This is a genomic window from Stenotrophomonas sp. GD03958 (assembly GCF_029839005.1).
GTDB lineage: Bacteria > Pseudomonadota > Gammaproteobacteria > Xanthomonadales > Xanthomonadaceae > Stenotrophomonas > Stenotrophomonas hibiscicola.
In genome coordinates, this window is the sequence record NZ_JAOBZT010000052.1 from 1 (window position 1) to 24,971 (window position 24,971).

Here is a 24,971-nt window from a genome sequence, read left to right on the forward strand (position 1 = left end):
GACCCACCCCGCCATCCCTCAGGAAACCAGCTGTTGCTGTTGCTGTTGCTTCGGCCATAGCTGTTGCTTCGGCCATAGCTGTTGCTTCGGCCATAGCTGTTGCTTCGGCGGGTGCAGGGCGCAGCCCTGCCAACCCCCTACCCCCTGGCCATTGCCTGCCACCACTGCGACAGCAGCTCCGGCCTGCGCAAGCGCTCGCGCCACCAACGCAGTGCGGCGCCGTCCTCGCCGGTGCGCCAGGCCAGCCAGAAGGTCTCTTCCGGCTTGTGCTCCTCCACCTCGCGGATCACCAGCTGGCCACGCGCCACCGCAGCGCGCGCGCACGGCTCGGGCAGGAAACCGAAGCCCACGCCTTCGCACTGCAGTTTCAGCTTGCTGGCCATGTCAGGCACCGTCAGCATCTCCTGCCCCATCAACAGGCCCACCGTGCGCGGCAGCAGCCGTCGTGCCGAATCGGAGACCGCGATCGCGCAGTGCTCGACCAGCTGCTCGCGACCCAGCACGCCAGGCACGTTGGCCAACGGATGTTCGGGCGCGACCGCGAATACGAACGCCACCGTACCCAGCGGCTCGACGACGTAGCCACCGCCGCTGGGGCCCTCGCCCGGCGCGCCGACCAGCAGGTCGGCACGGCGGTCCAGCAGGGCCTCCCAGGTGCCGGACAGGGCCTCGCCGATCAATCGCAGCCGGGTCGGTGCCTCGGCCTCACGAAACGCGGCGATGTCCGGGCCGAGCAGCCAGGTCGGAAACACCGAGTCCACCGCCAGCGTCAGCTCGGTCTCCCAGCCCGACGCCACCCGGCGCACCCGCAGTTCCAGCTCGCGGGCTGCACGCAGCAGGTGCCGACCCTCGTCCAGCAGCGCGCGGCCAGCTGCGGTCAGCTCGGCGCGCGGGCCAACCCGGTCGAACAGCTGCACGCCCAGGTCCTCCTCCAGCTTGGCCACGGTGTAGGAGATGGTCGAGGGCACCTTGTGCAGCGCCTTGCCAGCGCCCGCAAACGAGCCGCGGCGGTCGATGGCATCCAGGATCTGCAGGGCATCGAGGCTGAGCTTGAGCATTCGAATTTTTCGATGATGGCTGTCAAAACTATCCGTTTTTAAAACCCCGGGCGCAAGCGGATACTTCTCTCCAACGGGGAAACACAGCGGCTACCGGTCCACCCCGCCCCATCGAAACCATCGAACAAGGAGATTCCATCATGCTGCAGATCCGCAAGAGCGCTACCCGTGGCCTGGCCGAGCATGGCTGGCTGTCCTCGCGCCATACCTTCTCCTTCGCCAACTACTACGACCCCCGCTACGTCAGCTTCGGCCCGCTGCGGGTGATCAACGAAGACAAGGTGATCGGCGGCCAGGGCTTCGGCACCCACGGCCACAGCAACATGGAAATCATCTCCTACGTGCTGGGCGGTGCGCTGGAACACAAGGACTCGATGGGCACCGGTTCGGTGCTGCGCTATGGCGACGTGCAGCGCATGAGCGCCGGCAGCGGCGTCACCCACAGCGAATTCAACCACTCGGCCGACGAGACCGTGCACTTCCTGCAGATCTGGATCTTCCCGGACACCGAGAACATCACGCCGTCCTACGAGGAGACCCACTTCTCGCCGGAGGCCAAGCGCGGCCAGCTGCGCCTGATCGCCTCGCCTGACGGTGCCGACGGTTCGCTGCGCATCCACCAGGATGCCCGCATCTTCGCCACCATTCTTGATGGCGGCCAGAAGCTGCATCACGCCCTCGGCAACGGTCGTGGCGCCTATGTGCAGGTGGCGCGTGGCCAGCTGCAGGTCAACGGCATCACCCTGGAAGCCGGCGATGCACTGCAGGTCAGCGACGAAGCCCAATTGACGCTGGAAAACGGCAACGATGCCGAAGTGCTGGTGTTCGACCTGCCGCTGTAACCACAAGGCCCTCGATGCTGCTGAGCATCGGGGGCCTTTTCGTAGAGCCCGGCCTGCGCCAGGCGTGCTACAGGAGGAGTGTTACCCACCGATGGCGGCGCAGGCCTCCAGGATCAGCGCGGTCACTTCCTTCGGCTGCGAGGCCAGCGAGGCATGGCTGGCATCCAGCTCCAGCAGGCGCTTGGGCTGCATTCTTGCGGCCATGGCTTTCTGGTTTTCCGGCGCGATCATGCGGTCGTGGCGGGACAGCTGGTACCAGCTCGGCCGGTGCTTCCACGCCGGATCGCTGACCGTGTCGCCGAAAGTGCTGGCCAGCGGCGCCTTCTGGGTCACCGCCATCACCCGGCCCTCGTCGGCACTCAGGTCCTGGCAGAAGCTCTCATGGAACTTGTCCGCACGCAGCCAGAGGTAGCCATCGCTGTCCGGTGCCAGATTCGGCGCCGCCTCCGGCAGGTGCTGCTGGGTGATGCCACCCGGGCTCTCGCCGGCATCAGGCGCGAAGGCAGCGATGTAAACCAAGCCCTTCACGTTGGGCTCGTTACCGGCCTGGCTGATCACCGCACCGCCGTAGGAGTGGCCGACCAGCAGCACCGGACCGTCGATGTGCCGGATCATTTTCTTGGTGCGTCCTGCGTCGTCGGCCAGCGACGTGAGCGGCAATTCCACCGCCTGCACCCGGTCGTGGCCGTTGCGATGCAGTTCCAGGATCACCTTGGCCCAGTGTGCGGCCCCGCCCCAGAATCCATGGACGAGGAGGATGGTCGGTGTCGTGCTCATGTACGGATCTCCGGCAGCGGCCGGCGGGGTGCCGACCGTGCAGCCACTGTCCGTGGGCGACGTTAATCGCTGGTGACGCGATCGGGTCACTGCAATCGTATGCGTCGCCCGATGTCACGCATGGCACTTGCCGATCCGGCCTGAAAACGTTTTCATAAAAGTCCCCTGGAGCTTCGCATCGCGCATGACGCCTTCATCCCCGCGTGCCCAGCAGCACGCCACCCGTGCCGCCTTCTTCATTCCTGGATTCGCCACCGCCGCGTGGGCGCCGATGGTGCCTTACGCCAAGGCCAAGGCCGGGCTGTCCGACGCCAGCCTCGGCGCCGTGCTGCTGTGCCTCGGGCTCGGCTCGCTGCTGGCGATGCCGTTGGCGGGTGCGCTGACCGGGCGGCTGGGCTGCCGCCGGGTGATGGTGATCACCTGCGCGATGATGCTGTGCGCCCTGCCCTTGCTGGTGCTGGCGCCCTCGCCGGTGGCGCTGGGCGCGGCGCTGTTCGTGTTCGGCGCCGGCGTCGGTGCACTGGATTGTGCGATGAACATGCAGGCGGTCGCGGTAGAGCGCGACGCCGGGCGCGCAATGATGTCCGGCTTCCACGCCTTCTACAGCATCGGTGGCTTCGTCGGCGCCGGCTGCATGACCGGCCTGCTGATTCTGGGCACGCCGCTGTGGCTGGCCGCGCTGGCCTCAGTGGCAGCACTGCTGCTGGTTGCGGTTCTGTCGGCGCCGCACTGGCGCCCACAACGGATCCTGCATGAAGGACCGTTGCTGGCACTGCCGCACGGCGTGGTGCTGTTCATCGGCGTGCTGGCGTTCGTGGTGTTCCTCGCCGAGGGCTCGATGCTGGACTGGAGCGCGGTGTTCCTGGCCGAAGTGCGGCAGGTGCCGCGTGACCAGGCCGGCGCCGGCTTCGCGTTGTTCACCCTGGCGATGACCGCGATGCGCCTGTTCGGCGACGGCATCGTCGAGCGCCTCGGCCGCACCCGCACCCTGGTCTTCGGCGGCATCACCTCCGCAGCAGGCTTCACCCTGGCCACGCTGGTGCCCTCGTTCCCGGTGGCGCTGGCCGGCTACGTGCTGGTCGGGCTGGGCTGCGCCAACATCGTGCCGGCACTGTTCTCGATGGCCGGCCAGCAGCGGGTGATGCCGGAGAGCATCGCCATCACTGCAGTGACCACACTGGGTTACGCCGGCATCCTCGCCGGCCCGGCGGCGATCGGCGCAGTGGCGCATGCCACCAGCCTCGGCTTTGCCTTCCTGTGCGTAGCCGTACTGCTGCTGGGCGTAGCTGCCTCCGCCCGCTCACTGGCCCGACGCGTGGCCTGACAAAAAAAGGGGACGGAGGGGATTAAGTCGCATCTGCCACGGGTGTGCTGCAAACGACTTAATCCCCTCCGTCCCCTTTTTCAGCCGTGTGCCAGCCATTCGGCCTGGGCCGGCAGCTGCGGCGCCGGGCATGCGCTCTGCGGGTGGTGCTCGTCGCGCGCCATCCAGTCGTCAACCACTCCGGCCAGCAGATCCAGCCGCAGCGGCAGGGTGATATGGTCTTCGCCGCGCATCTCGATGTAGTGCGCGCGCGGGTTGGCCTGGGCCAGTTCGCGGCCCTGGCTGACGGGTATGTGCTGATCGCCCTGCCCGTGCAGCAGCAGCACGCAGGCGCGGGTATCGGCCAGCGCACGCGCGACGTCGACGCGGTCCAGATCGACGTCGATGCGACGGCTGGCGTCGGCGATCACCTGGTTGATGTCCTGGCCGCCGTAGCGCCAGCGCGCGTACGACGCCATCGCCTGCGCCTTCAGGCCTTCCGGCTGCAGTCCCATCAGGTGCGGAATCATCGTGCGGATCGCCACACCGGCATTGGCAAACGATTCCATCGCCACCACCCCTTCCACCTGGTCGCCGAGCTTGTCGGCGGTGAATACCGCTGTGGCGGCGCCATAGGACACGCCGAACAGGTACAGCGGGCCGGTTACTTCACCCCGCGCGCGCAGCTCGCCGATCACATCCACCACATCGTCCGATTCATAGGTGCCATAGCCCGACGGCCCAGTACCGGACTGTCCATGGTTGCGCAGGTCGAGCGTGACCACGCGGTAGCCGGATTCGGCCAGCTGCAACGACCACGGCAGCATCGAATCACCGTTCATCATCCAGCCGTGCAGCAGCACCACGGTGCCGCGCGGTGCCTGCGCGCGGAACGGTCGCGGTACTGCCAGGCTCAGACCGGTATCCAGCGGCAGGCCGTTCTCGTGGCGCTGCGGCAGGTAGTGGTAACGCGCGCCGTAATCGCCCGGATCAAACACACGCCAGAAGATCGGCACGCCATCGCGGCCCGGCGCGAAGCCATGGCGGTTGGGCAGTTCGGCGATGGCCGCGGCGATGCGCGGGCGATCGAGCAGGGTCGACACGCCACCTGGCGCGATCAGCCGATCGGCGAGCGAGGTGGACGAGGCATTGAGCGAGGAGGAGCATGCAGCCAGCCACAGGCCGGCGCACGCCAGCAACAACAGCAGCAGGCGCTTCATGGGCAATCGAGGATGGGTGCGACAGCGTGGCAGGTTAGCGACGCGGGCGTGGACCATCTATCGCGCGCGGATGACGGCTTGATGACAATCCGGGATCGATTCAGGTTGTCACAATGGCGCGATTGACCTCGGCATTGATCCGGATCAATGAATACGCCGGCACGATTGCCCACAGTGCCGCCATGCGCACCTCGTTCAAGCTCGCCATTGCCCTGGTCGCCACGCTGGCCGCCGCCTACGGCGTCGCCCGCACCACGCCCTACTGGTTCGCACCGCGACAGGCCGCGCAGGTCGACATCCACGATCCGGCATTGATCGCGCAGGGACAATACCTGTCGCGCGCCGCAGACTGCGCGGCCTGCCACACCGCACCGGGTGGCAAGCCGTTCGCCGGTGGCCTCGGCATGCAGACGCCGATGGGCACGATCTACTCGACCAACATCACGCCCGATCCGGACACCGGCATTGGTGCCTACGACTACGCCGACTTCGAGCGCGCGGTACGTCGCGGCATCCGTCACGATGGCCAGCCGTTGTATCCGGCCATGCCGTACGCCTCGTACGTGATCGCCAGCGACGCCGAGATCAAGGCGCTGTACGCCTACTTCATGGGCTCGGTGCAACCGGTGAAGCAGAACAACGCCGACAGCACCATCCCGTGGCCGGCAAACATGCGCTGGCCATTGGCCTGGTGGCAGCTGCTGTTCGCACGCCCGCGCACGTTCAACCCGGATCCGTCGCTGGATGCCAGCCAGCAGCGCGGCGCCGAACTGGTGGAAGGCCTGGCCCACTGCGGCGCCTGCCACACGCCACGCGGGTTGGCGTTCCAGGAAAAGGCAATGGCCGACGATGGCAGCCGCCAGTTCCTGTCCGGCTCGGTGCTGGAAGGCTGGTATGCGAAGAACCTGCGCAATGAAGCGAGCGGCCTGGCCAGCTGGAGCGAGGGCGAGATCGTCGACTTCCTGCGCACCGGACGCACCGATCGGTCGGCGGCCTTCGGTGGCATGGCCGACGTGGTCGAGCACAGCACGCAGTACCTGTCCGACGCTGACCTGCTGGCGATGGCCCGCTACCTGAAGCAGCTGCCCGCCCGCGAAGGACGCAGCGCACAGTGGTCGCCCGGCAGCGACACGACCACCGCCGCACTGCGCAGCGGCGACTACCGCGTGGCCGGTTCGCTGGCCTATGCCGAGCACTGCCAGGCCTGCCACCGCGCCGACGGGCGCGGCATGCCGCGCGTCTATCCGGCCCTGGCCGGCAACTCGATCGTGTTCGCTGACGATCCCAGCTCGCTGGTGCAGGTGACCCTGATCGGTGGCCGCACGCCGCATACCCCGCACGACCGCATGGCCTTCACCATGCCCGGCTTCGAACAGCTGCCGAACGCGCAGCTGGCACAGATCCTGACCTTCATCCGCAGCAGCTGGGGCAATCAGGCCAGCGCAGTGAGCGAGGTCGACGTGGCGCGCATGCGCAGGGTGGTGCGCGACAAGCCGGTGCACTACGTTCCGCAGGAGGCCGCACGATGAAACGTTCGCGCAAACGCTCCCGCCTGCTGATCGGCAGTGCGATCACCCTCGTGCTGCTGGCCGGCGCCGGTACCCTCGCTTACCGTCATCTGTACCCGGACCTGGATGCCGCCGTGGCCAGCACGATCGATATCCTCGATGCACAGGGCAAGGTGGTCGGCCACTACCGTGCACCCAGCGCCGAAGAAATCGCCGGGCTCGGCAATGCCGAGTCGGTGACGCTCGGCCGCCGCCTCCTCAACGAGACCGCACGGCTGCTGCCAGACAACGTCGGCAACGATCTGAACTGCAACTCGTGCCACATGGCCGAAGGCAAGCGGCCGTTCGGCAATCACTACTTCAACACCGGCGGCGGTGCCTATCCGCGCTACATGCCGCGCCCGGGCAAGGTGATCGGCCTGACCGAGCGCATCAATGGCTGCCTGCAGCGTTCAATGAACGGCAAGCCGCTGCCGAAGGACTCGCCGCAGATGCGTGCGATGCTCGACTACATGGCGTGGCTGAGCAGCCCTGTGCCAGTGGGTGCAAGGGTGGCTGCCCCCAGTGAGGGGCCCATCGACAGCACGCTGGTCCCGGACCCTATCCGTGGCCAGGCGCTGTACGCCGTGCAGTGCGCTGCCTGCCATGGCGACAATGGCGAAGGCCGGCGCGACGCCAGCGGTGACATCGCGTTCCCGCCGCTATGGGGCGACCACAGCTTCAACATCGGCGCCGGCATGGCGCGCCTGTACAAGGCCGCCGGCTTCGTCAAGCACAACATGCCGCCGGCAGTGACCCGTGAACCGCCACTGGGCCAGCAGGTGATGCCTGACCAGGATGCGGTGGACATCGCCAGCTACTTCATCAACCAGCCACGCCCGGACTTCGCCAACAAGGCCAAGGACTGGCCGCGCGACCCGAAACCCAAGGACGCGCGGTACTGAGCAGAGGCCATTGGAACCGGCCGTCACACAACACGGTTCCTGCTTCGCCGCGTCATGCCGATGTCATGGGCGCTGCCGACACTCCGGGGCTTCCCTCCCCTGAAGGTCCGGTTTCAATGCGAACGTTTGCGCGTTTTCCCCGTGTCTCGCTGCTTGCCGTGCTGATCGCCCCCGCACTGGACGCCCTGGCCGAAGCACCGCAGGGCGAGACGACCGAAGCGCGCAGCAGTGATGCCCGTACCCTGGACCAGGTACAGGTGATCGGCCAGGCCACCAGCTACGCCAAGACGTCGGTGCGCGCAGAAACACTGAACCGGCAGACGGTGATGAGCAGCGTCAACGATGCGCTGAACGAAGTACCCGGCGTGGTGGTCAGCGAGGCCGACGCCACCGGCTCGTCGGTGTGGGGCACGCAGATCAGCATGCGCGGTTTCGTCACCAATCGTGATACCCAGCAGATCGGCACCACCATCGACGGCCTGCCCAACGGCGGCTCAGGTTACGGTGGCGGCTCGCTGGCCAACCGCTACATCGACACCCTCGACCTGGAGACGGTGGAAGTCAGCCAGGGCACCGCTGACATCTCCTCGCGCTCGAACGAAGCACTGGGAGGCACGCTCAACTTCCTTACCAGCGACCCGCTGCAGGACAGCCGCCTGCGCTTCGTGGTCGGTGCCGGTGACAACGAGGCGCGCAAGTACTACGTGCGCTACGACACCGGCCTGCTCGGCGGCCACACCCGCGCGTGGATCAGCGCCTCCTCGTCGAAGGTGCACGACTGGATCGACGGCACCGGCCACGCCAGCAACGACCACATCGCCGGCAAGTTCATCACCGAACTGGATCGCTGGACCCTGACCGGCTACCTGTCCTACAACGATGCCGACGAGCCGGAATACACCAGCGTCTCTCCGAAGGGCTTTGCCACCAATCCGGATCGCGACAACCTGGTCGGCACCCTCACCGGCATTCCCTATCTGGACCAGAACTTCCGTTCGGGCTCGCGCGCGCTGCGCGAGAACACCTTCGGTTACCTGCGTGCGGCCTTCGACGGCGGCAACGGGTTCAAGGCCTCGGTGGCCGCCTACGGGCACCGCATGCAAGGTCGTGGCGACTGGCTTCCACCCTACCTGGCGCAGGTCAGCGATGAGGGTGCGGGCCACCCCGAATCGGAATATCTCGGTGGCAAAACCGTGTACGGCGGCAGCAACCGTGGCCAGATCTTCTTCGTCAATCCCGATGGCAGCGCCGCGCAGCGCCTGGCCGGCTGCACCCCGCGCCTGGGCTTCACCGCCGAGTACGATCCGAACTGCTACGCGGGCAACGTGCTGGGCGCGCAGTCCTACCGCCACACCCACTACGACAACGACCGCATGGGCGTGACCGCCGACGTCGAATGGCGGCAGACCTTCGGTGCGATCGACAACACCATCCGTGGCGGCCTGTGGGTGGAGAAGCTGGACCGTTCGGCACGCCGTGACTGGCACCGCCTGCTCAACGTCGGCCAGGACATCGCCTTCGACCATCAGCCGTACTGGGTGCAGTTCGAGGACAAGTACAAGGTTGATGAGCAGATGTACTACGTCGAGGACGTGGCCCGCTTCGGGCCGTTCAGTGCCCGCCTGGGCGTGAAGCAGTTCTTCGTCGACCAGTCGCGCCGCCGCGTGATCGGTGCCAGCGAGCACGTCAAATCCGATTCCAGGTCCGATCCACTGTTGTCCACCGGCGTCACCTGGGCACCGGGTGTGGAAGGCATGGAGCTGTTCGCCGGCTTCTCGCAGAACTTCGCCGCCATCCCCTCCGGCGTGCTTGGCGAGACCGACCCGCAGCGCTTCCGCAACGTCGAGCCCGAAACCGCCGACAACATTGAAGTGGGCATGCGCATCAGCCGCTGGCCGCTGACCGCCTCGGTCACGCTTTACAACATCAAGTTCGACAACCGCATCGTCTATCTGCCGGCGGGCTTCGTCAGTGGCATCGACTACCTGGGCGAGACCGATGGTGTCTACGAGAACTTCGGCGGCGTGGAAAGCAACGGCCTGGAAGCCGCGTTCGGCTATGGGTGGAACAATGGCTGGCGGATCAACGCGGCCTACACCTACAACCGCTCCAAGTACCTGGGCAGCGGCAATGCCGCGCGTGATACCCAGCTGGGCATCGTCGACGGCGCCAAGGTGGTCGGCCAGCCCGAACAGACCCTCGTCCTGTCGGCGGACTGGCAGGGCGAGAACTGGAACTTCGGCCTGTCCGGCCGTTACCTGGGCACGCGCTATCTCGACGCCGCCAACGTCAACACGCTGCCTTCGGCCACCGTGTTCAACGCCAACATCGGCTTCGACCTGCAGGGCCTGTCGCCGCGGCTGAAGGGCATGGGTGCCAACCTGGTGGTGAGGAACCTCACCGATAAGCGGTATCTTGCGGGGGTGGACGGCCGCGACAACGCCTTCATCGGCGCCCCGCGCACCGTCGGCATCTCCTTCCGTGTGGACCTGTGAGTGAGCCCGTGACCGATATCGGCCGACGCCGGTTGTTGCAGGCCGGCGTTGCCGCCGGCCTTGCCCCGCTGCTGCCCAGCATCGCACGGGCCGCAGCGATCGCCCCCGCCGCGCAGACGCGCAGCCTCGAAGACCTGCAGCACATCGTGGTGTTCATGCAGGAGAACCGTTCGTTCGACCACTACTTCGGCACGCTGCCGGGTGTACGTGGTTTCGGCGACCGCTTCGTGGCCCCAGCCCCCGCGCTGCAGGCCGGTGGCCGCGCGCGCAGCCTGTGGCTGCAGCCCGATGCCAGTGGCACGCGGGCGATCGCACCGTTCCCGCTGGATACCGCCGCGCACTTCGGCTACATGCGGGTGGAAGGCACGCCGCACACCTGGCCAGACGCCCAGCGTGCCTGGGACCACGGGCGCATGGGGCACTGGCCGAAGGCCAAGCAGAACCACTCCATGGGCTACTTCCAGCGCAGCGACATGCCGTTCCAGTTCGCGCTGGCCGATGCGTTCACGATCTGCGACGCCTACCACTGCGCGATGCAGGCCGGCACCAATCCGAACCGGGTGTTCCTGTGGACCGGCCACAACGATGCACAGGCCCGCGCCGGCGGCCCGGTGATCGCCAACTCGCATGACAACTTCCCCGAACACGGCGGGCATCCGGCGTCCTACCGCTGGACCAGCTATGTCGAGCGCCTGCAGACGGCCGGCGTGTCCTGGCAGATCTACCAGGACATGGCGGACAACTTCACCGACAACCCGCTGGCCGGCTTCGAGGCGTTCCGTCGGGCGTACAGTGCTGCACCCGGGCATGACCCGCAACTGCGCGCACGCGGGGTCAGCACCCGTGGCCTGCCACAGCTGCGCCAGGACGTACTCGATGGGCGCCTGCCGCAGGTCAGCTTCATCATCGCCGACGCGGCCGGCAGCGAGCACCCCGGACCCTCCAGTCCGGCGCAGGGCGCGGCTTATACCGCGCGCGTGCTGGATGCGCTGACTGCCGATCCGGAAGTCTGGAGCCGCACCGCCCTGCTGCTGATGTTCGATGAGAACGACGGCTTCTTCGACCACATGCCGCCACCGGCACCGCCTTCGCCGGTGGATGGCGGCTGGGCGGGTGCGTCCTCGGTCAGTACCGAGGGCGAATACCACCGCCATCCCGCACCGGGCGACGAGAAGTACGATGCCGCCGAACTGCGCGGCCGCCCGTATGGACTGGGCCCGCGCGTGCCGCTGTATGTGATCTCGCCGTGGAGTCGGGGCGGCTGGGTCGACTCGCAGGTGTACGACCACACCTCGGTCATTCGACTGATCGAACGCCGCTTCGGTGTGGCGGCACCGGACATCTCGCCGTGGCGCCGCGCGGTCTGCGGCGACCTCAGCAACGCCTTCGACTTCGCCCAGCGCGATACCCGCCCGTTCGTACGCGGCCTGCCCGACGTGAGCGCGGTGGCCGCACGCGCCGCTGCGTTGCCAGGGCGAACCGTGCCGGCGCTGCCGGAGGGGCTGAAACCAGCGAAGCAGGAAGTCGGCATACGCCCGGCGCGCGCCCTGCCCTATCGGCCGCAGGCATCGATGGCTGCGGTGGACGCCTCGGGCGTGGATCTGGCGCTATCCTGCGAAGGCGCGGCGGCAGTGCTGCATGTCTACGACCGGCTGCGGCTGGATGCGGTGCCGCGCCGCTACACGCTGCTCCCGGGCATGGCGCTGCGCGAGCGCTGGCCGCTTGATGCCCAAGGCCGCTATGACCTGTGGCTGCTGGGCCCGAACGGCTTCCACCGCCACTTCCAGGGGGCGGCCAAGGATCCTGCGCTGCAGGCTTCAATTGATCGCACGGATGGCCAACTGCGGCTGCGGCTGCGGCTGCGCAACCTGGGTGACGGCGCGCAGCAGGTGCGTGTGCAGCCTGGTGCCTATGCCGGGCACATGCCCGATCAGGCGCTGGTACTACCAGCACACGCAGAAACCGCGTTGGCGTGGGACGCAACGCCCACGGCGGGCTGGTATGACCTGCAGATCGGCGCGGGCGAGAGCATGCTGCGCCTGGCCGGTCGCGCCGAGGATGGGCGCCCCGGCACCAGTGACCCGGCGATGGGCAGCGAGCCGTTGCGGTTCGAGCAGGATTGAAGGATCTCTGTAGAGCGGTAGATTCAGGCCTCCTGCAGCCCCGGCCGGCCGTGCTCCACCGCATAGCGCTTCCAGCTCTGCACCGCGCCATTCGGCTGCATCACGGTATCCAGCGTCTTCATGTCGCCGATCCACGCATCGCGGGTGACATCACACAGCACGTAGCCACGCTTGTCGGTGGTCGCCTTCAGGTAGGGGCTGTGCGCAAGCTGGTTCCTGGCATACGCGTCCACGCCCTGGCCGTCGGCACCGGAAGTGATCGAGGTGGCGAGGAACTCACTGGAGATCACGCCCGAGTCACGGTGGTCCTGCACCAGATCGCTGGCATAGTGGCGATGCGCGTCGCCACAGGCGGTCACCACGTTGCCGAAGCCCACCTTCTGGATGTGGTCAAGCAGCCGCCGGCGGCTGTCCAGATAGCCTGACCACTGGTCGTCGGACGACTGCACCATGCCGTCCTTCTCGCGCATGTAGTTGCCCAGTGCGACCTGGTGGGCGATCGTGTGCCAGCGTGGTGCAGCATCGGCCAGGCCGTCGAACAGCCAGCGCTCCTGCTTCGCCCCCACAATGCTGCGCTCCGGAGATTCCACCTGCTCACGCAGCGCCATGTTCACCTGCTTGCTGCGGTATTGGCGGGTGTCGAGCAGGTGCAGGTCCATCAGCGTGCCGTAGCGTGCGCGCCGGTACATCTGCATGTGGCCATCGCGCGGGAATGCCGAACGGCGCAACGGCATGTTCTCGTAGTAGGCCTGGAACGCCTGTGCGCGGCGCAGCAGGAATACTTCGCTGGGTGTGTCATCCTGGTCTTCTGCGCCGGCCCAGTTGTTGTCCACTTCATGGTCGTCAAAGGTGACGAACCACGGTGCCGCCGCATGCGCGGCCTGCAGGTCGGCATCGCTCTTGTACTGGGCGTACCGGCGGCGGTAATCATCCAGCGTGTAGATCTGCGGGCCGACGTGGTTGCGCAGGTTGGTGAACGGCTGGCCGTTCATCTTCCGCAGGCCCGGCTGGCTTTCGCCTTCGTAGATGTAATCACCGTAGTGGAAGACGAAATCCAGCCGTTCCTCGGCGATACGCCGCCACGCGGTGTAGTGGCCTTCTTCGTAGTGCTGGCAACCGGCAACCGCAAAACGCACACGATCCACTGCGGCCGTGGCTGCGGGCAGCGTGCGGGTACAACCGACCGCACTGGCGTGGCCGCCTACGGTGAAGCGGTACCAGTAGGGCCGTCCGGGCGCCAATCCGTCCAGCTCCACGTGCACGGCATGGCCGAGTTCGGGATGCGCAATTGCCGAACCCTGGCGTACTACCTTGCGCATGCCTTCGTCTGCTGCCAGTTGCCACTGGACCAGCATCGGCCGGGTCGGCATGCCACCGCCGAACATCAGCGGTTCGGTCGCCAGGCGCGTCCACAGCACCATGCCATCGGTCGAGGGATCACCCGAGGCCACGCCCAGGGTGAAGGGTGTGCTGGCAAAGCGCGGCTTGGCCAGCAGGTTGCGCGGGTTCAGCGCGGAGGCATCGGCCTGCGCGGCCAGCGCGTGTGCCGTGCCCATCCAGGCGCCGGCAGCAGACAGGCCGGCCAGGGCCAGGAATCGCCTGCGATTGATCGTATCCACGGCGCTGCCCTCAGTTGTAGATGATGTGGAAGTAGAAGAAGCGGCCGTAGTCGTCGATCTCGGTTCGGAAACGCCCGTTCGGACCGGTGCTGTAGGTCGGCTGGGTGTTGAACAGGTTCTTGGCTTCGTACTTCAGCGTCACGTGCTTGCTGAGCTTGTGGCTGAAGGCCATGTTGAACGTCATGTACGGGTCGTAGTACGAATCCAGCCATTCGGTGTCACCGAAGTCGACCAGCATCCGGCTGCGGTAGGTGCCGGACAGGCGCAGCTGCGCGCTTTTCCAGGGCATGCGCCAGATCACCGAACCGTTGAGTGACCAGTCCGGCTGGTACAGCAGGCGATCCAGGCGGCGCGCGGTGCCATCACTGATGCGGTAGTCGGTCTGCCCTTCCAGCCGCGTGGCGTTGAAGTACATGTCGAAGCGCTGGCGGCCCCACTGCAGGTTGCGGTTGGCCACCGCGAACTCGACACCGCGCAGCTTCGACTCATCGGTGTTCATCGGCTGGGTGACCCGATAGCGGGTATCACCCACGTTCTCGAAGGTGGTCAGGGTGTAGATGTCGTCCTTGATCACCTTGTCGAACAACGCCACCGAGACCAGGCCGTTGTTGCCGTTGAAGTACAGGTCCCATGCAAGGTCGATGTTGGTGGAACGGCGCGGCTGCAGATCGGCATTGCCCTGCTTGATGGTGCAGAAGCCCCTGCCCTCCTCGTCATCGCCACAGCTGGTGCTGGTGGCCTGGGCGATGTTGCTCGGCGTCGGCCGGCCCAGCGTGCGGCTGGCGGAGAAGCGCAGGCGCTGGTCCTCGGTGAGCTTGAAGGTTGCGTTCAACGAGGGCAGCAGGTTGTTGTAGCCACCGCTCGTGTTGCGGAACGCAGAGGTATAGGTAGCGCCGCCATCATCGCTGAACGGACTGTAGGCATCGAAGCGGGTGTGGTCGTAGCGCAGGCCGCCGATCAGCAGCAGCCGGTCCCAGGCGTAGTGCGCGGATACATAGGCATTGGTGATGTCCTCCACGTACTTGTAGTCGCTGGTGAAGTTGGCATTCGGATACGCCGCATTGTTGCTGCCCAGTTTCGGCAGCAGTTCCTCGGTCCACTTGCGGTTTTCGATCAGCGGGAAGCCGGGCACGCTGCCCAGCAGTGTCGAACCCGGATACAGGTAGTCGTTGAGCGTGGCGCTGCTCTTGAAGTAGTCGAAGTCGATGTCCTGCCAGATTTTCAGGTGGCGGTACTCGGCGCCGGCGGCGAGGCCGAAACCTCTCGCATCGGCGTCGATGTTGTAGCTGAAGTCGGCGCGCAGGTTGTCGATGCTCTCCTTGGCATCGCGCGGGGAGACGTAGGCCTGCGCCGGATTGAGCTTGAATGCGGAACTGGTCAGCAGGCTGGAATCGGAAACGGCCACCGCGTTGGGGAAACCGTGGCTGTCGTTCTCGTAGTCGACGAACAGATTGCTCGGGTAGGCGCGCACGCCCCAGTAGACCTGGCTGTTGTGGAAGGTCTCTTCGGTATGGCCACCGCGCAGGGTCAGCCGCGAATGGTCCCCCATGTCCCAGTTGAAGCTGGCGATGGCGCCACGGTTGCTGCGGTCCCAGCGGTCGTGGCGGTTCTTGATGTAGATGCTGTTGATCTGGGTGGTGCCGCTGTCTTCGGTCTGGTTGCGGACCGGAAACTTGGCGTTGCCGTACAGATCCGTCTTGTTCATCGTCGAGTTCTCGTAGAACCGGTACGAATACAGCAGCAACGATGCGTAGAACGGATCATCCGAGGGCTTCCACTCAAGCTTGGCGGAGCCACCGAAGTTGGTGATGAAGTTGGTGTAGGTGCCGGTGCTGAAGTTGCCAGGCGCACGCAGCCCGTTCCAGCCCTTGGCCTCGTCCGGACCGGTGGTACCGTCGGTGAGGTATTTTCCAGCGTCGTTGTAGTAGTAGTTCGACTCCACCCAGCGCTTGACGCTGTTGCGTGAACGCTGCTCATAGCGTGCCACCGCAACGATGCCGAATTCCTGGTCGGCGCCGAACTGGTTGGAGAACACCATCTTGGCGCTCTTGCCGAAATGGCCCAGGGTCTCGTGATTGCCGCCAGCGCTGCGCTCGACGTTGGTCTCGGCAGTGGAATAGATGCCTGCCACATCGGCAAACACGTACTTGCCGGACCGGTCGAAGGCACTGCGGCTGATGATGTCGATCACGCCGCCGATCGCATCCGGTGCCTGCTCCGCACTGAAGCTCTTGTAGATGTCGGTACGGGTGCCGATGTCGCTGGGAATCAGCTGCAGGTTGTTCATTCGCTCGCCGGAGCCACTGCCTCCCACGCTGGCAATCGCGATGCCATCGATGGTGGTGTAGTTGAGGTTGGCCTGTACGCCGCGCACGGTCACGTAACGTGGCTCGCCGGCATCCTCCACCGCACTCAGGCCTGGAGCGGCCATCAGGCTCTCGGCCAGGGTCTCGTCGCCGTAGCTGTCCATCTCGTCGTAGACCACCGAATCCTTGATCACTGGCGACGACTTCTTCTGGTCGATCACCTCGTGCGCGGCAATCACCTTGACGGTGTCCAGGGTCGGCGCCACCACCGCCTCGGCCTCGCGCGGCTTCGGCGCGGCCGGCTTCGGCGCGTTGCTTACTGGCGCCGGATCGATGGCGATGACGTTGCCATCGACCACGGTGTAGCCCAGGCCGGTCCCTGCCAGCAGTGCGTCCAGCGCCTGCTTGACGGTGGCACCGCGCGGCACCGCACCGGCCATGCGCGCATCACCGCCGGCCGAGTACAGGAACTGCACTCCGGAACTGCGCGACAACTGCTCCAGTGCACGTGCCAACGGCTGCGCCGCGATCGGCGTGGATACACGCGCCTCCAGGCCATCGGCACCGGCGGCGAAGGCCAGCGGCACGCTGCAGGGAGACAGGGCGAGGATGATCGACAGGTAGAGCGTGTTGCGCATCACGGGTCCTTGGAAGAGAGAGAAGGCAGCAGGCGCCGCTGCGTGGCTCGGCAGCGGCTTCTCCCAAGTAAGAGCCCGCATACACCGAAGTGGAGAACGCGGATTCGATGAATTTTTTTTGACAGTCCACGGCCATTTCGGCCTCAGCGACTGCCAACCCGCACGGTGTCGCCTTCGCGCCTCACCACGAAACGCGGGTCGCGTTCGAGGAAGGCCTGCAGCGCACCGATGCGATGCGCATCGAGACTGCCCGACAACCGTGCCGATGCCGCGCCTTCGTCCAGCACGCGGACCTGCACCTGGTTGTGCCGGTTGAAGGCAGCGGCCACCTCGTCCAGCCGCTCATCCAGGAAGGACACCTTGCGTTGCTGCCAATCCAGCAGCATCGACAATGGCAGGTCCAAGGACTCGACCGCATGGCTGCCCGCGTCGACCTGCACCACTCGGCCTTCGCCCAGCTGCGCAAGACGCCGGGCGTCCGCACCCTGGCTCCATACCTCCACCTCGCCGGAGACCACGCCGATGCGCGTGCTCTGCAGCCGTCGCGATACATCGAATACCGTGCCGATATCCCGGATCTCCAGGCCGTTCACCTGCACCTCGAACGGACGGCGGTCGCGGGCGATGTCGAACGTGGCCTCACCCTGCAGCAGCTCCACCTTGCGGCTGAACCAGCCCATGCGTACCCGCAGGCGGCTGTCCGCGTTGAGCTGCACCTGGGTCTGGTCGGGCAGCACCAGGTCGCGAAGTTCACCCTGTCCGGCACTGTAAAGCTGCTCGGTGGGCATCAGCTGCGGAACCAGGCCCACGCCGAGCAAGGTGATACAGGCTGCGGCAGCTGCCACCCACCAGCGCGCACGACCGCGCCGCGGCACAGCGCGCGGCGGCGCGTGCACGCCACCGAACAGCGGCACCACCTTGGCCGACGTCGCCTCCCGCAGCGGCGGCGCCTCGTCAGCCAACGACGATTGCAGCGCTTCGCCCACCTGCCGGTGCAACGAGAGGACGCGCAAGTAGGCGCGCACATGCTCTGGCGAGCGCTTCATCCAGTCCAGGAACGCGAGGCGCCCGGCCTCATCCAACGGCCCCTCGCGGTTGCCCAGGAACCAGTCCATGGCCTCGCAGGCGATCGTGTCGTCGGCCACGGGCGATGAGGTCCGGTTCATGTGAGCTCCCTGGCGCCCAGCGCCTTCCTGCAGGCCTCCAGCCCCTTGCCGATGTGCTTGCGCACCATGTGCACCGACACCTGCAGCTGCTGGCTGATTGCCGGGCAGTCCAGCCCGTCGCGGTAGTGCAGCTCCATCACCCGCCGCGTGGTTGTCGGCAGTCGTGCGATGGTGCTGCGGATATCGTTCCAGCGCTGCGCACGCTCGAAATCACCTTCGATGTCTTCTTCGCTTTTCAGCACTTCGGCCAGCAGGTCGACGTCTTCCAGCGGCGGCAGCGACGACCGCGCGCGCGCATGCTCGCGCGCCAGGTTGGCCGCCACGGTGAACAGGTAGGCTTCCGGGTTCTCGACAGCATCGGCATCCTCGCCGGTGCTGCGCAGCAGGCGCAGGTAGACCTCCTGCGCCAGGTCTTCGGCATCCTCGCTGGCCGAACCGCGACGCAGGAAGAAGCCACGCAGCAGCCGGCGCCGCAGTTCGTAGCTCTTCTCCCAGATCCTCACGCTGTTCACGGCCGGCCAACCACCCCGAGGCTGGAAAGCCACGCAGGGTGACCGCCATCGATGACAGTGGCGTTTCAACGACCGGCAGGCAGCCGCTAGAATGCGGCCCCTGCAATGTCCCGGCAGCCCGCACAAGGAGTGCTCTCATCAACGCACGCACCGCCATCAACACCCTCAGCAGCCTGCTGTTCCTGCTGCTGGTCGCCCACACCACCGCCTACCAGCAGCAGATGTGGCCGCCCAGCCGGGTCATCCATGTGCATCCGGTGATCGTCGTCCTCGCCTATGCGCTGGGTGTGCTCACGCTGCTGTTGTGGATCGGCGGTCGTCGTGCACCGGAACCCGCCCAACGCCTGGCGCGCTGGTTGCCCATCGTCGCCTGGTGCCTGCTGGGCGTCGGCGTGGCGATCATCCCGGTGTTCCTGCCGGGGCTGTCCCCGGCCTGATCAGCGGCCGCGCCCAGCGCATCGGCCCATGATACGGCGCGCGGCACCAACCCTTGCTTGCCAGAGACCCAAGCCCCGCCCGCCTACCGAAGCGTGGGGGGCAGGCCTACGCTTGTCTTCTCGGTGGCCGCCACGGTCGCCCTTCGCGTCACGGCGCCCGCCGTTGCGACCCCGCTCCAGTGCTGTGCGCCCTGCCGGTGTTGTCGCCCAGGCAGACGTCCGACCGGCGCCCTCTGGAGACAGCCATGAACCAAGCCCTCATTCCCTTCGATACCGATCCACTGGAAACCCAGGAGTGGCGTGAATCGCTGGAGGCGGTGATGCAGGCCGGCGGCCGGCCGCGCGCGCACTACCTGATCGACCAGCTGAGCGATCTGGACGCCCGGCAGCACGGCGACCTGCATACCCGTGCCTGGACCGCCTACGTCAACACCATCCCGCCCGAGCGCCAGCCGGCCTACCCGGGTGACCTGGCCATCGAACGCCGCCTGAACGCGATGATCCGCTGGAACGCGATGGTGATGGTGCTGCGTGCCGGCAAGCACTCCAACGTCGGCGGCCACATCGCCACCTACCAGTCGGCGGCAGTGCTGTACGACGTGGGCTTCGATCATTTCTTCCGTGGCCGTACCGACACCTTCGACGGCGACATGATCTACATCCAGGGCCACTCCGCGCCGGGGATCTACGGCCGAGCTTACGTGGAAGGCCGCATCGATCCAGCGCGCATGGACAACTTCCGCCGCGAAGCCGGTCGCGAAGGCCTGTCCTCGTATCCGCACCCGCGCCTGATGCCGGAGTTCTGGCAGTTCCCCACCGTGTCGATGGGACTGGGCCCGCTGACCGCCGCCTACCAGGCCCGCTACATGCGCTACCTGGAATACCGTGGCCTGAAAGAACAACAGGGCCGCAAGGTCTGGGCCTTCCTCGGCGACGGCGAGATGGACCAGCCCGAATCGCTGGCGGCAATTTCCCTGGCCGGCCGCGAGCGGCTGGACAACATCGTGTTCGTGGTCAACTGCAACCTGCAGCGCCTGGACGGTCCAGTACGGGGCAACGCCAAGGTCATCCAGGAACTGGAAGGCACCTTCCGCGCGGCCGGCTGGAACGTGATCAAGCTGATCTGGGGCAGTGGCTGGGACGACCTGCTGGCCCGCGACCACAGCGGCCTGCTGCGCCAGCGCATGATGGAATGCGTGGACGGCGACTATCAGACCTTCAAGTCGCAGAGCGGCGCCTACGTGCGCGAGCATTTCTTCGGCCGCTACCCCGAGCTGCTGGAGCTGGTCGCGCACATGAGCGACGACGACATCTGGGCGCTGGCACGTGGTGGCCACGATCCCCAGAAGGTGTACGCCGCCTACCAGCAGGCGGTGAACACCAGCGGCCGGCCGACGGTGATCCTGGCCAAGACGGTCAAGGGTTTCGGCATGGGCGAAGCCGGCGAAGGCCAGAACATCAACCACCAGCTGAAGAAGATGAGCGCCGACGCGGTGCGCGCCTTCCGTGACCGCTTCAACCTGCCGGTCAGCGACGAGCAGCTGGAGGAGATGCCCTATCTGCGCCCGGAACCGGGCAGCGCCGAAGCGGCCTACTTCGCCGAGCGCCGCCGCATCCAGGGCGGGCAGCTGCCGGCGCGCCTGGCCAAGGTCGATCCGCTGCCGCTGCCGCCGCTGTCGATCTTCAACACCCAGCTGCAGGGCAGCGGCGATCGCGGTCAGTCCACCACCATGGGCTTCGTGCGCATCCTCACCCGCCTGCTGAAGGACCCGGAACTGGGCAAGCTGGTGATTCCGATCGTGCCCGATGAATCGCGCACCTTCGGCATGGAAGGCCTGTTCCGCCAGATCGGCATCCACTCCTACCTGGGTCAGCTGTACACCCCGCAGGACGCCGGCCAGCTGAGCTATTACAAGGAAGCCAAGGACGGCCAGATCCTGCAGGAAGGCATCAATGAATCCGGTGCGATCTGTTCGTGGATCGCCGCCGGTACCGCCTACAGCAACCACGGCCTGGCCACGATCCCGTTCTACATCTTCTATTCGATGTTCGGCCTGCAGCGCGTCGGAGACCTGGCCTGGGCCGCTGCCGATGCGCGTACCCGCGGCTTCCTGCTCGGTGCCACGTCGGGCCGCACCACGCTGATGGGCGAAGGCCTGCAGCACGATGACGGCCACAGCCACGTGCTGTCGTCGGTGATTCCCAGCTGCGTGTCCTACGACCCGACCTACAACTACGAGCTGGCGGTGATCATCCATGACGGCCTGCGCCGCATGTATGTCGACCAGGAAGACATCTACTACTACATCACCGTACTCAACGAGAACTACCCGCAGCCGGCACGGCCCGAAGGCGCCGAGGCCGGCATCCTGAAGGGCCTCTACCTGCTGCGTCCGGTAGCCGCCGATGCCGCCTCGCAGCCACGCGTGCAGCTGATGGGCGCAGGCTCGATCCTGCGCGAGGTGGAAGCTGCGGCAGAACTGCTGCAGCAGGACTTCGGCATCGCCAGCGATGTGTGGAGCGCGACCAGCCTGACCGAACTGCGCCGCGACGGCCTGGCCGCCGAACGCTGGAACCTGCTGCACCCGGCTGAGGAACCGCGCGTACCCTTCGTGCAGGAGTGCCTGCAGGGCCATGACGGCCCGGTGGTGGTGGCCACCGACTACATGAAGATCGTCGGCGACCAGATCCGTCCCTTCATCAACGACCGCCGCTTCATCGCACTCGGTACAGATGGCTTCGGCCGTTCCGACACGCGTGAGTCGCTGCGCACGTTCTTCGAAGTGGATCGCCACTTCATCGTGCTGGCCGCCCTGAAGTCGCTGGCCGACGAAGGCCGCATCGAGCGCGCGCGGATGCAGGAGGCCATCGACAAGTACGGCATCGACACCGGCAAGCGCGACCCGGCCGCGGTGTGAGGCTGCCGGTGCCATGCCCGCGGATTCCCTCCCCGTGGGCATGGCACAGGCGGCGCCGCTACGGTATCCGCTTGAACAGGTTGGTCTGCAGGATCGGCGTGCCGTCGTGGCCGTAGAACGCCTTGGTCTCGGTCATCGTCGTACGGTCGGCCGCCACGGTATAGATGCGGGTGGAGGCCGGCGTACCGTGGTCCACCAGCTGCATCACCAGGGTATTCGGCGCCGGCAGTTTCAGGTTGGCCTTGTCCGCACCGTAGGTGCCGGACAAGGGCCCCGGCGTACCGTCGAGCGCCAACGTGCCGTCGGATTTCATGGTTTTGCCGTCGTGCAGGACGATGTCAACGTGTGAACTCCACCGACCCGCACCGGCGTCCTTGAACTCCAGCACCACCTGCTTCGGGCGCTGTGCTTCGGGTAACGCAGACGTGGCGATATCCAGCGACCAGCGCCCCAGCAGCGGCGAGGGCGAAGCTTCCACCGCCAGCGCCGGAACGGCGGAGAGCGAAAGCGCAGACAACAACACAGCGGACAACAGCTTCATACGGGGCTCCGTTTGAATGAGGAAGCTCTGCGTGGGGCGTTGCGGGGCAGTGCCCAGATCGTGCCGGTCGCCAGCAGCACGCGCAAGGCGGTGCGCTGAACGAGGGAGACTCCGTCCCATCCCGAGAGGCCAAAGCACCCTGCCCCATTGAATCGAGGCGGTTTCCGCTCTTGTTGACCTGAATAGTTACGTTATAACAGTTCACGTCAATTTCACGGACCGTGCCATGCGTCGCCATCTCCTTGCTACCGCCCTTCTGTTCGCCGTCCACAGCGCCCAGGCCGCGGACGAACCCACCCTCCCCACCCTCCAGGTCCAGGCCAGCCAGCCCTCCCGTATCGACAGCCGGGTCACCGTCGACAACCCACAGGCGCAGAACCGCACCCTGGGCGGCCTGCTCGAACACGTCTCCGGCGTGCAGAACAGTGCTTTCGGGCCGAACGCGGGTGCCCCGGTCATCCGCAGCCTCAGCGGCAACCGCGTGCAGATCCTGCAGGACGGCCAGTCCATCCTCGGGATGAACGCGATCAGCGGCGACATCAACATCCCGTTCGATCCGCTGTTCGTACGCAGCGTCACCGTCAACAAGTCTTCCGACACCGTGCGCTACGGCGGCAATGCGATCGGCGGCAGCGTGGAGATCGATTCGGGCCTGATCTCGCGCAGCATGGAAGACAAGGACCAGTCGATGGAACTGGTCCTGCGCAAGGGCTTCAATGCAGCCGACGCGCAGGGCTTCCGCATGAACTTCAACAACCAGCGCAATATCTCAACCAACCTGCAGGTTTCGCGCCAGCGCATCTCGCACTACGATATTCCCGGCAACAGCAAGGCCGGCGTCTGCAACAGCGGGCTGTTCCCGGCCTCCGGTGGTGTCAACTCGGCCCTCGCCGACAGCTGCCAGAAGGAAGCGCGCGTCCAGCAGATCTACAACAGGGCGTCGCAGCCCTACATCGACCAGTTCATGACCGAAAACCCGGACTGGGCCGACGGCGATTTCTCCTTCTACACCAACAATCCGACTTCGGTCTGGCAGCGCCGCACCTACATCAATCCGGTCAACCCGGCCTACGTACCCGGCACGCCTTCGTACGTGCAGAAGCAGATCAACAACGACGTGACGCCCGATTACCATCACCGGTTGGGCAACAGTTACGCGCGCAATTCGCAGGTGGCGTTCGGGTCGACCCTGTTCTTCGACCGTGGTTACGTGGGTGTCAGCATCGATGCCAAGGACAGCGAATACGGCGTGCCCGGGTTCTCGATGCAGAACCTGTCGTTCGGTTCCAACGACGCCAACGCATTGCCGGTGGGCGTGGTGATCAAGCAGGAACGCTACGCACTGGAAGCCCTGTTGCGCGACCCGCTGCCGTGGTTCGAGCGCGCTGAACTGCGTGTTTCGAAGCTGGACAACACCTCGGGCGAACGGCTGGGTGCCACCCGGGCCAACGACTACGATTTCGAGAGCACCCAGGCCGAGCTGCTGCTCAGCCATCAGCGTGTCGGTCCGCTCAGCGGCCTGCTCGGTTACAGCCACCAGTCGCGTGATGTCACCGGCAGCGGCGCGCTGCGCTACCTGCCTGACGTCGACACCCGCAGCAACGCGATGTTCCTGAAGGAGACGCTGGACTTCGGCTGGGCCAGTTTCGACGCTGGCGTGCGCCACGAGCGCGTTGACCATGACCTGCAACCAAGCCGCTTCAAGACCGCGCGCAATGCCGCCAACACGAAACTGCAGGACCGCGACTACCGGCTCAACAGCTACAGCTTGGGATCGTATGTCGAGCTCGGTCCGTTGTTCGCCGCCAAGGTGCGCTACTCGTCCTCGCAGCGCGCACCGGAGATCAATGAGTTGTATGCGAGCAACGCGCACTACTCGGTGATGACCCAGGAAGAAGGCAACCAGAACCTCGAGCCAGAGCGCGCGAAAAACCTGGAGCTGACCGGCCTGTTCCATATCGGAGGGTTCGAACTGTCGGCCACCGCGTATCGGATGAAGTACGAGAACTATCTGTACCTGGGTTACTCGGGCGTGCAGACCGCCAACCGCCTGCCGCTGAAATACTGGAAGCAGACCGACACCACGGTGAAGGGCTTCGAGATCGACGCATCGCAGGCTCTGGACCTTGGCCGCTATGGCACGTTGAACATCTCCGCCTTCGCCGACCTGGTGAAGAACAAGGCCGATCACCCCGATTCGCTGCGTGCCCACAACGACGGCGAGTACCTGCCGAACATGCCGACCAACCGCTACGGCGCCAATCTGCAGTGGCAACGCGAGGGTTGGAAAGCGCAGCTGTCCAGCACCTACTACGACACGCAGAAGTACCTCGGCCGCAACGTCAGCGAGGAAGTGCCACTGGATGCCTTCAACCTGGTCGACCTGCAGGTCAGCCGTGAGCTGCCGGTACGCAACAGCTACATCGCCGGCATGGAGGTGTTCGTCAACGGCAGCAATCTGCTCAATGAAGAAGCACGCCCGCACAACTCGCCGTTGAAGTACATCGCGCCGTTGCCGGGGCGTGGTTTCCAGGTGGGGGTGACGGTGAGGCTCTGACTGTCAA

17 protein-coding genes are annotated in these 24,971 nt (G+C 66.1%); 9 read left to right on the forward strand and 8 right to left on the reverse strand.

Annotated elements, in window-relative coordinates:
• Positions 1 to 137 precede the first annotated feature (137 nt).
• Positions 138 to 1,058 (reverse strand): LysR family transcriptional regulator, encoded by a 921-nt coding sequence (locus tag N5C25_RS14560; RefSeq protein ID WP_111097995.1) that lies wholly within the window; start codon positions 1,056 to 1,058, stop codon positions 138 to 140.
• A gap of 140 nt (positions 1,059 to 1,198) precedes the next feature.
• Between N5C25_RS14560 and N5C25_RS14565 the strand changes: the two genes are divergently transcribed.
• Complete coding sequence (locus N5C25_RS14565; protein ID WP_058980087.1) at positions 1,199 to 1,900, forward strand: pirin family protein; 702 nt, start codon at positions 1,199 to 1,201, stop codon at positions 1,898 to 1,900.
• Between the two features lie 81 nt (positions 1,901 to 1,981).
• Here the strand turns inward: N5C25_RS14565 and N5C25_RS14570 are convergent, their stop codons facing one another.
• A complete protein-coding gene (locus N5C25_RS14570) occupies positions 1,982 to 2,677 on the reverse strand; it encodes an alpha/beta hydrolase (RefSeq protein WP_279937179.1) in 696 nt (231 codons plus the stop codon).
• A gap of 184 nt (positions 2,678 to 2,861) precedes the next feature.
• On the opposite strand from N5C25_RS14570, the gene N5C25_RS14575 reads away from it, so the two are divergent.
• Complete coding sequence (locus N5C25_RS14575) at positions 2,862 to 4,001, forward strand: MFS transporter (protein WP_279937180.1); 1,140 nt, start codon at positions 2,862 to 2,864, stop codon at positions 3,999 to 4,001.
• An 80-nt stretch (positions 4,002 to 4,081) separates the two neighbouring features.
• Here the strand turns inward: N5C25_RS14575 and N5C25_RS14580 are convergent, their stop codons facing one another.
• Positions 4,082 to 5,200, reverse strand: a complete 1,119-nt coding sequence (locus N5C25_RS14580; RefSeq protein ID WP_279937181.1) for an alpha/beta fold hydrolase — start codon at positions 5,198 to 5,200, stop codon at positions 4,082 to 4,084.
• Between the two features lie 182 nt (positions 5,201 to 5,382).
• Between N5C25_RS14580 and N5C25_RS14585 the strand changes: the two genes are divergently transcribed.
• The 4 genes from N5C25_RS14585 to N5C25_RS14600 all read left to right on the forward strand — a co-directional run bounded on the left by N5C25_RS14585 (position 5,383) and on the right by N5C25_RS14600 (position 12,270).
• Positions 5,383 to 6,729 (forward strand): cytochrome c, encoded by a 1,347-nt coding sequence (locus N5C25_RS14585; protein WP_058980169.1) that lies wholly within the window; start codon positions 5,383 to 5,385, stop codon positions 6,727 to 6,729.
• On the forward strand, positions 6,726 to 7,652 hold the full coding sequence (locus N5C25_RS14590) for a c-type cytochrome (protein ID WP_058980096.1): 927 nt from the start codon (positions 6,726 to 6,728) through the stop codon (positions 7,650 to 7,652). The genes N5C25_RS14585 and N5C25_RS14590 overlap by 4 nt, the downstream gene beginning before the upstream one ends.
• A gap of 116 nt (positions 7,653 to 7,768) precedes the next feature.
• Positions 7,769 to 10,147 (forward strand): TonB-dependent receptor, encoded by a 2,379-nt coding sequence (locus tag N5C25_RS14595; protein WP_279937182.1) that lies wholly within the window; start codon positions 7,769 to 7,771, stop codon positions 10,145 to 10,147.
• A gap of 8 nt (positions 10,148 to 10,155) precedes the next feature.
• Entirely contained in the window at positions 10,156 to 12,270 is a 2,115-nt protein-coding gene (locus N5C25_RS14600; RefSeq protein WP_279937183.1) for a phospholipase C, phosphocholine-specific, read from the forward strand.
• Between the two features lie 23 nt (positions 12,271 to 12,293).
• Here N5C25_RS14600 and N5C25_RS14605 read toward each other — a convergent pair whose 3' ends face one another.
• The 4 genes from N5C25_RS14605 to N5C25_RS14620 form a co-directional block, all read right to left on the reverse strand.
• Positions 12,294 to 13,889 carry an alkaline phosphatase D family protein gene (locus N5C25_RS14605; protein WP_279937184.1) on the reverse strand — a complete coding sequence of 532 codons (1,596 nt, stop codon included), beginning with the start codon at positions 13,887 to 13,889 and terminating at the stop codon, positions 12,294 to 12,296.
• Positions 13,890 to 13,899: 10 nt separating this feature from the next.
• Positions 13,900 to 16,833, reverse strand: a complete 2,934-nt coding sequence (locus N5C25_RS14610) for a TonB-dependent receptor (RefSeq protein WP_279937185.1) — start codon at positions 16,831 to 16,833, stop codon at positions 13,900 to 13,902.
• Between the two features lie 143 nt (positions 16,834 to 16,976).
• Positions 16,977 to 17,999, reverse strand: a complete 1,023-nt coding sequence (locus N5C25_RS14615) for a FecR domain-containing protein (protein WP_019658856.1) — start codon at positions 17,997 to 17,999, stop codon at positions 16,977 to 16,979.
• Positions 17,996 to 18,511 (reverse strand): sigma-70 family RNA polymerase sigma factor, encoded by a 516-nt coding sequence (locus tag N5C25_RS14620; protein ID WP_279937186.1) that lies wholly within the window; start codon positions 18,509 to 18,511, stop codon positions 17,996 to 17,998. Before N5C25_RS14620 ends, N5C25_RS14615 begins: the two co-directional genes overlap by 4 nt.
• Before the next feature lie 38 nt (positions 18,512 to 18,549).
• Between N5C25_RS14620 and N5C25_RS14625 the strand changes: the two genes are divergently transcribed.
• Together N5C25_RS14625 and aceE are read left to right on the forward strand one after the other, a co-directional pair.
• A complete protein-coding gene (locus N5C25_RS14625) occupies positions 18,550 to 18,948 on the forward strand; it encodes a hypothetical protein (RefSeq protein ID WP_279937187.1) in 399 nt (132 codons plus the stop codon).
• Positions 18,949 to 19,193: 245 nt separating this feature from the next.
• Positions 19,194 to 21,866 (forward strand): pyruvate dehydrogenase (acetyl-transferring), homodimeric type, encoded by a 2,673-nt coding sequence (gene aceE / locus N5C25_RS14630; RefSeq protein WP_279937188.1) that lies wholly within the window; start codon positions 19,194 to 19,196, stop codon positions 21,864 to 21,866.
• Positions 21,867 to 21,924: 58 nt separating this feature from the next.
• Here the strand turns inward: aceE and N5C25_RS14635 are convergent, their stop codons facing one another.
• Complete coding sequence (locus tag N5C25_RS14635) at positions 21,925 to 22,407, reverse strand: hypothetical protein (RefSeq protein WP_033834139.1); 483 nt, start codon at positions 22,405 to 22,407, stop codon at positions 21,925 to 21,927.
• Between the two features lie 226 nt (positions 22,408 to 22,633).
• Between N5C25_RS14635 and N5C25_RS14640 the strand changes: the two genes are divergently transcribed.
• Positions 22,634 to 24,964 (forward strand): TonB-dependent receptor, encoded by a 2,331-nt coding sequence (locus N5C25_RS14640; protein WP_279937189.1) that lies wholly within the window; start codon positions 22,634 to 22,636, stop codon positions 24,962 to 24,964.
• The last annotated feature ends 7 nt before the right edge of the window (positions 24,965 to 24,971 follow it).

Coding starts and splice junctions, on each gene's coding strand:
- N5C25_RS14640 (WP_279937189.1), top strand. CDS start 22,634: ATGCGTCGCCATCTCCTTGCTACCGCCCTTCTGTTCGCCGTCCACAGC.
- N5C25_RS14560 (WP_111097995.1), bottom strand. CDS start 1,058: ATGCTCAAGCTCAGCCTCGATGCCCTGCAGATCCTGGATGCCATCGAC.
- N5C25_RS14565 (WP_058980087.1), top strand. CDS start 1,199: ATGCTGCAGATCCGCAAGAGCGCTACCCGTGGCCTGGCCGAGCATGGC.
- N5C25_RS14570 (WP_279937179.1), bottom strand. CDS start 2,677: ATGAGCACGACACCGACCATCCTCCTCGTCCATGGATTCTGGGGCGGG.
- N5C25_RS14580 (WP_279937181.1), bottom strand. CDS start 5,200: ATGAAGCGCCTGCTGCTGTTGTTGCTGGCGTGCGCCGGCCTGTGGCTG.
- N5C25_RS14585 (WP_058980169.1), top strand. CDS start 5,383: ATGCGCACCTCGTTCAAGCTCGCCATTGCCCTGGTCGCCACGCTGGCC.
- N5C25_RS14575 (WP_279937180.1), top strand. CDS start 2,862: ATGACGCCTTCATCCCCGCGTGCCCAGCAGCACGCCACCCGTGCCGCC.
- N5C25_RS14595 (WP_279937182.1), top strand. CDS start 7,769: ATGCGAACGTTTGCGCGTTTTCCCCGTGTCTCGCTGCTTGCCGTGCTG.
- aceE (WP_279937188.1), top strand. CDS start 19,194: ATGAACCAAGCCCTCATTCCCTTCGATACCGATCCACTGGAAACCCAG.
- N5C25_RS14610 (WP_279937185.1), bottom strand. CDS start 16,833: ATGCGCAACACGCTCTACCTGTCGATCATCCTCGCCCTGTCTCCCTGC.
- N5C25_RS14635 (WP_033834139.1), bottom strand. CDS start 22,407: ATGAAGCTGTTGTCCGCTGTGTTGTTGTCTGCGCTTTCGCTCTCCGCC.
- N5C25_RS14615 (WP_019658856.1), bottom strand. CDS start 17,999: ATGAACCGGACCTCATCGCCCGTGGCCGACGACACGATCGCCTGCGAG.
- N5C25_RS14590 (WP_058980096.1), top strand. CDS start 6,726: ATGAAACGTTCGCGCAAACGCTCCCGCCTGCTGATCGGCAGTGCGATC.